Origin of the sequence: Bartonella sp. CE47NXGY, assembly GCF_042195415.1 — a bacterium.
In the GTDB taxonomy this organism is placed as follows: domain Bacteria; phylum Pseudomonadota; class Alphaproteobacteria; order Rhizobiales; family Rhizobiaceae; genus Bartonella.
The window spans coordinates 268,844-278,022 of record NZ_JBHIOI010000001.1 but is presented as its reverse complement, the minus strand read 5'-3'; the positions used below and the strand labels follow the sequence as shown (position 1 = coordinate 278,022).

General features: G+C 37.7%; 7 protein-coding genes, 3 tRNA genes and 1 pseudogene. 2 read left to right on the top strand and 9 right to left on the bottom strand.

Annotation, left to right across the window (positions count from 1 at the left end):
* The 3 genes and pseudogenes from ACFIL3_RS01170 to ACFIL3_RS01160 form a co-directional block, all read right to left on the bottom strand.
* A pseudogene (locus ACFIL3_RS01170) lies at positions 1-76 on the bottom strand (elongation factor Tu); the annotation flags it as partial.
* Positions 77-257: 181 nt separating this feature from the next.
* Positions 258-331: transfer RNA gene (locus ACFIL3_RS01165), tRNA-Gly, on the bottom strand.
* Positions 332-362: 31 nt separating this feature from the next.
* Positions 363-446, bottom strand: a tRNA-Tyr gene (locus ACFIL3_RS01160).
* 205 nt (positions 447-651) lie between these two features.
* On the opposite strand from ACFIL3_RS01160, the gene ACFIL3_RS01155 reads away from it, so the two are divergent.
* Positions 652-1,482 carry a TrmH family RNA methyltransferase gene (locus ACFIL3_RS01155; protein WP_375612889.1) on the top strand — a complete coding sequence of 277 codons (831 nt, stop codon included), beginning with the start codon at positions 652-654 and terminating at the stop codon, positions 1,480-1,482.
* Here the strand turns inward: ACFIL3_RS01155 and ACFIL3_RS01150 are convergent.
* The 6 genes from ACFIL3_RS01150 to ACFIL3_RS01125 all read right to left on the bottom strand — a co-directional run bounded on the left by ACFIL3_RS01150 (position 1,479) and on the right by ACFIL3_RS01125 (position 7,456).
* Positions 1,479-2,210 carry a rhomboid family intramembrane serine protease gene (locus ACFIL3_RS01150; protein WP_375620775.1) on the bottom strand — a complete coding sequence of 244 codons (732 nt, stop codon included), beginning with the start codon at positions 2,208-2,210 and terminating at the stop codon, positions 1,479-1,481. The genes ACFIL3_RS01155 and ACFIL3_RS01150 overlap by 4 nt on opposite strands.
* A gap of 875 nt (positions 2,211-3,085) precedes the next feature.
* Positions 3,086-3,511 carry a DUF2155 domain-containing protein gene (locus tag ACFIL3_RS01145; RefSeq protein ID WP_375611302.1) on the bottom strand — a complete coding sequence of 142 codons (426 nt, stop codon included), beginning with the start codon at positions 3,509-3,511 and terminating at the stop codon, positions 3,086-3,088.
* An 89-nt stretch (positions 3,512-3,600) separates the two neighbouring features.
* Positions 3,601-3,999 (bottom strand): NADH:ubiquinone oxidoreductase subunit NDUFA12, encoded by a 399-nt coding sequence (locus ACFIL3_RS01140; RefSeq protein WP_375681772.1) that lies wholly within the window; start codon positions 3,997-3,999, stop codon positions 3,601-3,603.
* A 181-nt stretch (positions 4,000-4,180) separates the two neighbouring features.
* Positions 4,181-5,680, bottom strand: coding sequence for an Asp-tRNA(Asn)/Glu-tRNA(Gln) amidotransferase subunit GatB (gatB, locus tag ACFIL3_RS01135; RefSeq protein ID WP_375611286.1), 1,500 nt, complete (start codon positions 5,678-5,680; stop codon positions 4,181-4,183).
* Between the two features lie 130 nt (positions 5,681-5,810).
* The gene (tig, locus tag ACFIL3_RS01130; protein WP_375612892.1) at positions 5,811-7,238 is read right to left on the bottom strand and encodes a trigger factor; all 1,428 of its coding nucleotides are present in this window, start codon (positions 7,236-7,238) and stop codon (positions 5,811-5,813) included.
* Between the two features lie 135 nt (positions 7,239-7,373).
* Positions 7,374-7,456: transfer RNA gene (locus ACFIL3_RS01125), tRNA-Leu, on the bottom strand.
* A 134-nt stretch (positions 7,457-7,590) separates the two neighbouring features.
* Here ACFIL3_RS01125 and trmFO point away from each other — a divergent pair.
* Positions 7,591-9,003 carry a methylenetetrahydrofolate--tRNA-(uracil(54)-C(5))-methyltransferase (FADH(2)-oxidizing) TrmFO gene (trmFO, locus tag ACFIL3_RS01120; protein ID WP_375645457.1) on the top strand — a complete coding sequence of 471 codons (1,413 nt, stop codon included), beginning with the start codon at positions 7,591-7,593 and terminating at the stop codon, positions 9,001-9,003.
* Positions 9,004-9,179: the final 176 nt, after the last annotated feature.

Genomic DNA, 9,179 nt, shown 5'->3' with positions numbered 1-9,179 from the left:
TCTTCCCATGATCAACGTGACCAATCGTACCAATATTAACATGCGGTTTTGTTCGTTCAAACTTGCTCTTCGCCATTGCTATTAATCTCTTGTTTTATTCCCTATTTTTATTAGCACCTAGGGACAGTTCTGCAAAACTTAAGTCTGACCAGACTGTAAACAGCCCAATCACCACAACTCTTAGACGGAAAACCCCACCAAATCTATAAATGGAATATCCTCCATCATACCTATTTGCCCAATCATCAACAACCATTTGGAGCGGGTAGCGGGAATCGAACCCGCATATTCAGCTTGGAAGGCTGCTGCTCTACCATTGAGCTATACCCGCATGACCCACGTACTAACTCTCCTTCGATGAATGGTGGAGGGGGTTGGATTCGAACCAACGTAGCATACGCAACGGATTTACAGTCCGCCCCCTTTAACCACTCGGGCACCCCTCCATTACACCGATAAAGTCGCGCAATGAGACATCACGACAACCATCTTGAATACCCATTCAATTCAATCTGATTGCGAAGTGGTTATGACGATTACTATTGTATCTGTCAACAGAATAAATACAATTCTGTACAAATTTCCTGCTCATAATTTTAAATCATAGATTTTTTCTCTCTATTTTTCTTATTAACACGTTATAAAGAAGCTATGAAAGAAAAAACATCACAAAATTCTCATTATGCTCGTTTGCGTCGCCGATATCGCGATACAAAAGGCTCTCCTTCTCGATCTTTTACACACCCAAAGAAGAAAGCTGCTTCTTTACAGCAAGAGATCATCCATCTTTATGGCATTCATTCTGTTCAGGCTGCTTTAGAAAACCCAAAAAGAATTTTAAAATGTCTTTACGTTACACAAAATGCCTTAAAACGATTAAATATATCCGAATCAGATTATCCTTGCTCTGTTACATTATGCACCCCCAAATATCTTGATTCGCTTGTTGGAAGTGAGGCTGTTCATCAAGGTATTGTTTTGGAAACTCTCCCCCTCAAACCATGCAAACTGTCGGAACTAACCAATACTGATCTGGTCATTGTCATGGATCAAATTACCGATCCACATAATGTTGGCGCTATTATGCGCTCTGCAGTTGCATTGAAAGCTAAAGCACTTATTACAACTTGCCGTCACTCTCCCCACGAAAGCGGTGTTCTTGCGAAAGCGGCATCTGGAGCTCTGGAAATGATTCATTATATTACCGTACGAAACCTTGCTGAAGCTCTTCAAGAACTTCATCAAACAGGTTTTACAAGCTTTGGTCTCGATTCAGAAGGTGACCAACCTCTAGAAACAGCATTAACAGGGAATAAAATTGCTCTTGTTTTAGGAGCAGAAGGTAAAGGTTTACGTAAAAAAACACGCGAAACCGTTTGCGCTTTAACACGCCTTGACATGCCTGGAAATATTAAATCATTAAATGTTTCAAATGCAGCAACAATAGCTCTTTATGTGGCACATCAATATCTTAGATTCTAGTTTTTAATTTTTTGTGAAACATCAAAAAAACCAACCAACAAAAAACCCGCAAAAAACCCGCCAATATGAGCTTCCCATGCTATTGAGATGCCATTTTCTTCAAACAAAATAGAAGAAATACCTATGATCAAATCAGTCGTCAGCCATACACTCATATAAACAAGAACCCCCTTAGAACACAGAGCTTTTTTGACAGATAATAAAGGTCCTAAAAGTTTTTCGTTCTGCGCATTGACAGCTAGATTACCACTAGGAAAACCATAACGTGCAATAGCACCCATCATTCCAGATACGGCACCTGACGCCCCAATAAGTGATATGGTACTTTCTTGATGAAATGTAAAATAAGTCAAAACAGAAATAACTGCCGTTAACACCCAAAAAATTAAAAAACGTAAAACACCAAAATGCCTTGCTAAAGGAGAGCCGAAAACCAAAAGCCAAACCATATTAAGAGCAACATGTTTAAAACTACTATGCATAAATGAATAACTCACCATGGTATAACAAAATGCTACAGGATCCCTCTTAAACAATGCTGGTATAAATGAAAAAAGCTCAAGGCTTTCAACATAAACATGATGAGAAAAAAAATACTGAGAAATGCAATAAAGACAAAAACAAAATGCTATCAAAACAACTATAATAAATGGAACATTCAATAAGGGTTCTTTAGGTTGTTTTGGCAATCGGGAAACATCATTATGTTGGTGACTAGAAACTTTCATTGTATAAAATCTCGTATTTTTTAGAAAATGGGTTATACTTTATACAAAATAAATATACCATTCCCAGTGATGCAGAATCTTCTCAACGCCTCTTCGAAACCCCTTTTTAAATTTTCAATAGCTCTATATGAAAACACGTGTATTTTATACAAAAGATTTTAAAAAGCATGGATATCAAGAATATGATTTACAAACTTAGTGGTATCCTACTTACTTAAATGTGAAGTTACCATGCAATATACAAGAACTTACGAATAGACAAACTCACTTATGAGGTGGTGTATAATAAAAATATATAAACATTATTTTCTTACTAGAAATATATTGATTATTGCATTTTTTAACCAAGCTATACTTCGATTGATAAACTTTAAAGAATCTTAAATCTCAATTTTTCCATTAATATGGCCTGCATTGCTTCTACGCTTTGAACGAAAAACGACATCTCTATGAGAAAAATACCAATACAGCGTTCTCTAGATATAATAATTAGTGTTTCATGATAAATTACTTACTTGATAATCTGTTTCCCACATACATGCAAAAGCGTCAGTTCATCTCTTTAACAAATATAAACAAGCCTTTCATTTCAACCTTTAACAGATATAATTCAAGAACTGTCTCTTATGAAACACTTAAAAAATATGTTGATTCTAATGATGCATCTTTGAATTTAAACAGTTCATGACGGAATTTTTTATTCCTTTTTTAGACAGTGTTATTGACACATCCGCCACTTGTAACGCGCAAGAGAATAGTTTGGATTATTCAATATAAAAAAAATTAAATGAGGTAATCATAGGAATTTGCTATTAAGTTGTAAAATGATAAAGGACCATTATAAATCAATGTATTATAAATAGATAACACACTAATTATTGAAGAGGAAGATCTTGAGCATTCTGCTTGCAATCCTTTAACCACACATCATAAATAGGATGCTCAACAGCGTTCAAACCAGGACTATCTGCAAACATCCATCCTGTAAAAATACGCCGTATTTTTTTATCTAATGTTACTTCATTGACTTCAACAAAACCAGTTGTACGCGTGGGTTCATCTTTAGAGCTCGTATAACACGCACGTGGTGTTACCTGTAATGCGCCGTACTGATAAATTTTACCAAGAGTAACTTCAAAACGTGTGGTCCGTCCCGTGATTTTGTCAAGACCTGCAAAAACAGCAATTCCATTGCTAATACGCTCAGCCCGCACCCCATTATTTAAGGATAAAAACACTAAAATTTCCATAAAAAAAATATAAAAAAAATGCCTCGCCCCTAACAATAAAAAAAATCTCATCATATCAAAATCAATCGCACCTTAAAAAATAATTCTTTTCATAACATAGAGTCAAATAAGACAAAAATACACACGCACATTAAAACATGTTATTTTTTAGGTGACCACGCATCATAATCTTCATGCACACAAGAACGCTCTCCATTGGAGGTGATAGCCCCCTTTGGTCGATAGTTCTCATTTGTTCCTGTCATATTGGCAACATGTGGCTTTTCCCATTCATAAGGATGATAATCCTCTTGTGTTGGTGGACACTCACAGCGATGATGAATCCAGCCATGCCAACCTGGTGGAATAGTAGAGGCCTCAGAATAGCCTTTATAGATAACCCAACGGTGCTGATAACCATCCTTATGAAGTCCTCCTTCATAATATATATTTCCAAATTGATCTTCCCCTATCCGCTTACCTTTGCGCCATGTGAAAAAACGCGTACCAATGGTATTGCCATTCCACCATGTGAAGATTTGCTTAAAAAAACGAGCCATCTGCTATTCCATTCATTTAGTGCGTTCATGAAATTAATCGTTGGAATAAAATTATTAACGATTGAAATTATCGAAAAAGTTACTAGTAAATTCAACTACAATTCCAATTGATAGGTTAACGTGCTATCCTTTAATTTCAAGAAGATATCATATGTATGGCTTCTTCTCCACCCCATAAAATTTAATCTATGCCAAGTTTCATCTTAACCAATTCATTAACAGCTTGGGGATTTGCCTTACCACCTGTTACTTTCATTACCTGTCCAACAAACCAACCAGCTAAAGCAGGTTTGTGCTTTGCTTGCGCAACTTTATCAGAATTATTGGCAACGATCTCATCAACAGCTCTTTCAATAGCCTTTGTATCCGTTACCTGCTTCATATTTCGTTCTTCTACAATTTGGCGTGCATCTCCCCCCTCATTCCAAATAATCTCAAAAAGATCTTTGGCAATTTTTCCAGAAATAACTCCTTCTTTTATAAGATCAATAATGCTTCCCAATTGATTTGGCGATACTGGTGACTCTTCAATCTCACGATTATCTTTATTTAAAGCCCCTAAAAGGTCGTTAATCACCCAATTGGCAACTATTTTTCCATCACGCCCACGCGCTACCTCTTCAAAATAATCAGCAATAGCCTTTTCTGTCACAAGAATGGAAGCATCATACACTGTCAATCCCATTTCCTTAACAAAACGTGCTTTTATAGCGTCAGGCAACTCTGGTAAGTCTGCTGCCAAAGCATCCACAAATGCTTGATCAAATTCTAACGGTAAAAGATCAGGATCAGGAAAATAACGATAGTCATGCGCTTCTTCCTTTGAGCGCATAGAGCGCGTTTCACCTTTAGCGGCATCAAAAAGCCGAGTCTCTTGATCTATGACGCCTCCATCTTCTAAAATTGCGATCTGACGACGCGCTTCATATTCAATTGCTTGACCAATAAAGCGAATAGAATTCACATTTTTAATTTCACAGCGCGTTCCAAAATTTTCACCAGGACGACGAACAGATACATTGACATCTGCACGCATAGAACCTTCATCCATATTGCCATCGCAAGTGCCCAAATAACGAACAATCGTACGCAATTTTGTCATATAGGCTTTGGCTTCATCTGATGAGCGCATATCAGGCTTGGAAACAATTTCCATAAGAGCAACACCAGAACGATTAAGATCTACAAAAGACATTGTTGGATGTTGATCGTGCATCGATTTTCCAGCATCTTGTTCAAGATGCAACCTCTCAATTCCCACTTCAATATCTTCAAATTGGCCATTCGAATCTGGACCAACAGATATAATAATCTTTCCCTCTCCCACAATCGGATAGCGAAATTGAGAAATCTGATACCCCTGCGGTAAATCTGGATAAAAATAGTTTTTGCGATCAAAAACAGATCTTAAATTAATATGCGCCTTTAATCCTAACCCCGTTCGAACCGCTTGACGAACACATTCTTGATTAAGAACAGGTAACATACCTGGCATGGCTGCATCAATAAGTGATACATGACTGTTCGGCTCTGCACCAAATTTTGTTGATGCTCCTGAAAAAAGTTTTGAATTTGATATGATTTGCGCATGAACTTCCATGCCAATGATGACTTCCCAATCACCTGTAACTCCAGAAATAAAACGCTTAGAATCAGGAGTACGCGTATCAATGATGCTCATTGCCAATCCACTACCAATATTTTAAAATTTACTCATGGCTTATCTAAAACCATTCTCTCAGTGTAACCCCAGGACATAAATCTTACAACACAAGCCCGTTTCTATCGGGCTTGTTCTGTTTGCATAAATATTAAGCTTTTTTAGGAGCCTTTTTCTTAGCTGGTTTTTTCTCTGTAGACGTTTCTTTCACTGCAGACTTTTTCTTTGCCGGCTTTTCTTCAGGGATATCTGATTCGTCATATTCTTTCATCAACTCTTCAACCGTCACTTCTTTATCTGTGACTTTTATCTGTGCTAATAAATGATCAATGACCTTTTCTTCAAAAATCGGAGCACGTAGATTTTCAACAGCTTCCGGAGTCTTACGGAAAAAATCCATAATCTCTTTCTCTTGTCCAGGATACTGGCGAACCTGATCAAAAACTGCTGCTTTTAGCTCATCCTCACTAACTTTAACACCAACCTTCATTCCAATTTCAGAAAGCACCAAACCAAGACGAACACGACGCTGCGCAAGGACACGATATTCCTCCCGTGCCTTTTCTTCTGTAATACCTTCATCTTCAAAACTGCGCCCAGCCTTTTTCAAATCATCATTAACCTGAGCCCATATATTGTTAAACTCAACCTCTAAAAGTTCTTCAGGAATCTCAAAATTATAATCAGCATCTAAAGCATCAAGAATTTGACGCTTAACTTTTTGACGTGTCACTGAACCATATTGGCTTTCAATCTGCCCACGAACGACCTCACGTAAGCGATCTAGAGACTCTAAACCAACTTTTTGCGCTGCTTCATCATCAATTTTTAATTCATCTGGTTTAAAGACAGCTTTGACAGTAATGTCAAACTCTGCTTCCCGTCCCGCCAAATGTGCCGCACTGTAATTATCAGGAAATTTAACAAAAATCGTTTTTACATCCCCAGCTTTCACACCAACCAATTGCTCTTCAAAACCAGGAATAAATTGTTTTGCCCCAAGAATCAGTTGTGCATCACTATCTGCCCCACCTTCAAATGGAACGCCTTCAAGCTTACCTTGATAATCTATGGTAATGCGATCACCTTCTTCAGAATTCCCCTCTTTTAGAGAATAATTACGCGTAGAAGAAAGGACGCGATTGACTTGATCATCAATATCCTGTTCAGGAATAATTGCAATTTCACGGATAACCTTAATATGTTCAAAATCTTTAATGTCAATTTTTGGTAAAACTTCATACTTTAAACTAAAAGTAAAATCAGCTTTGCCATCTAGAATTTTTTCATCTTCATCTATATCAATTTTTGGCTGCATCGCTGCACGTTCATTGCGGTCCGCTAAAATAGAACGGGGTGCATCACTGAGTATCTCATTGAGAATCTCCGCCATAAAGGATTTACCATACATTTTTCGCAAATGCCCACTAGGCACTTTACCGGGACGAAAACCATTAAGCTTGATTTTTCCCTTGGTATCATCCAATCGTTCATTCAACTTTTCTTCTAAATCTTTCGCTGGAACCACGATCTTAATTTCGCGCTTCAGTCCTTCATTAAGCGTCTCGGTAACCTGCATTAAACACCTTCATTTTTCTAAGGAGAGGGATCAACCCACTCTAATAATCATTACATTCTAACACTTCGAGTGTTACATTTACCATGAAGCGGAATTTCAGACACGTAGAAATCCGTAGCACTTAAGGGATTGCTTTGGTGCGGATGGAGGGACTCGAACCCCCACGGTCTCCCGCCAGAACCTAAATCTGGTGCGTCTACCAATTTCGCCACATCCGCTCAAACTTACAAGCTAATAACCTTATACAAGCGGCGTTTCTATACCATTAATTACAGAAAAAAAGCAAACAAATATATTAAAAAAAACAAAATCTATGCTTTTCATACATAACTGCTTACGCTAAAAGTCAATTATGTTAAAGACATTTGATATCCCAATTCATATCATCGGTGGCGGTCTTGCGGGGTGTGAAGCAAGCTGGCAAATCGCTCAGTCAGGAATTTCTGTTGTTTTGCATGAAATGCGACCCGAAAAAAAATCAGATGCCCATAAAACCGATAAATTGGCAGAACTGGTTTGTTCAAATTCGTTTCGTTGCGATGATTCATTAACAAATGCCGTAGGACTTCTCCATGCTGAAATGCGATTAGCGAAATCATTAATTATGAAAGCTGCTGATACCAATAAAGTCCCTGCAGGGAGTGCTCTTGCCGTTGACCGTGATGGATTTTCAAAAACCGTTACAACAGCACTAGAAAACCACCCTCTTATAACAATCAAACGTGAAGAAGTTCAAGAAATTCCTAAAGCTTGGAAACATGTTGTCATTGCAACAGGCCCCCTTACATCGCCTGCACTTGCTCAAAAATTACAAGCAATAACCGGTATAAAAGCTCTTTCTTTTTTTGATGCAATTGCACCTATTATCCATACCGACAGTATTGATATCAACATTTGTTGGTATCAGTCTCGCTATGATAAAATTGGTCCTGAGGGAACAGGAAAAGATTATCTTAATTGTCCCCTCAACAAAGAACAATATGAAACATTCGTTGAAGCGTTAAAAAATGCTGAAAAAACAGAGTTTCGTGACTTTGAAAAAACGCCCTATTTTGATGGATGCCTCCCCATTGAAATTATGGCTGAGCGCGGACTTGAAACGTTAAGACATGGTCCTATGAAACCTATGGGCTTAACTAATGCCCATAACCCTACAGTTAAACCCTATGCCGTCGTTCAATTACGCCAAGATAATAAACTTGGAACGCTTTATAATATGGTCGGCTTTCAGACAAAATTGAAATATGGTGAACAAATTCGCATTTTTAGAATGATTCCCGGTCTTGAAAAAGCAGAGTTTGCGCGTCTTGGTGGTCTTCACCGCAATACCTACCTCAACTCGCCAATTATTCTTGATCAAACCCTTCGTTTAAAACAAAAAAAACAACTACGCTTTGCAGGGCAAATTACCGGATGTGAAGGTTATGTAGAATCAGCGGCAATAGGGCTTCTTGCTGGACGTTTTGCTGCTGCCGAATATCATCATATTTCCCCTTGCCTACCCCCACAAACTACAGCATTCGGAGCCCTTTTGAATCATATTACAGGGGGACACATCATAGATGAAAAAGCAGAAACACAATCTTTTCAGCCAATGAATATCAATTTCGGACTCTTTCCGCCTATTGCTTCTATTAAACATTCAGGAAAACGCTTACCAAGTAAAGAAAAAAAATTAGTAAAAAAACAAGCCATAACAGCGAGAGCTCTCAATGATTGTACTCAGTGGTTAGCAAATAAAGAATCAAAGAGCTCCTGTTTATAAAAAACACACGATTCGCCTCTCTCCTACTGAATAGATCTTTATAACTCTCGTGAAAAAATCATTCTAAAGCCTTTTAAAGACTGTCTCCCCCAATCAATAAATACTACCCTACGTTTCATCATTTATTCAATTATGTAGATGCTGTAAAATAACTTTTGGCTATAAAAAAACTTTAC

Bases quoted from the DNA above. Each gene is read 5' to 3' on its own strand.
- ACFIL3_RS01155 (WP_375612889.1), top strand. From the start codon at position 652: ATGAAAGAAAAAACATCACAAAATTCTCATTATGCTCGTTTGCGTCGC.
- gatB (WP_375611286.1), bottom strand. From the start codon at position 5,680: ATGAGCATCATTGATACGCGTACTCCTGATTCTAAGCGTTTTATTTCT.
- trmFO (WP_375645457.1), top strand. From the start codon at position 7,591: ATGTTAAAGACATTTGATATCCCAATTCATATCATCGGTGGCGGTCTT.
- ACFIL3_RS01150 (WP_375620775.1), bottom strand. From the start codon at position 2,210: ATGAAAGTTTCTAGTCACCAACATAATGATGTTTCCCGATTGCCAAAA.
- tig (WP_375612892.1), bottom strand. From the start codon at position 7,238: ATGCAGGTTACCGAGACGCTTAATGAAGGACTGAAGCGCGAAATTAAG.
- ACFIL3_RS01145 (WP_375611302.1), bottom strand. From the start codon at position 3,511: ATGAGATTTTTTTTATTGTTAGGGGCGAGGCATTTTTTTTATATTTTT.
- ACFIL3_RS01140 (WP_375681772.1), bottom strand. From the start codon at position 3,999: ATGGCTCGTTTTTTTAAGCAAATCTTCACATGGTGGAATGGCAATACC.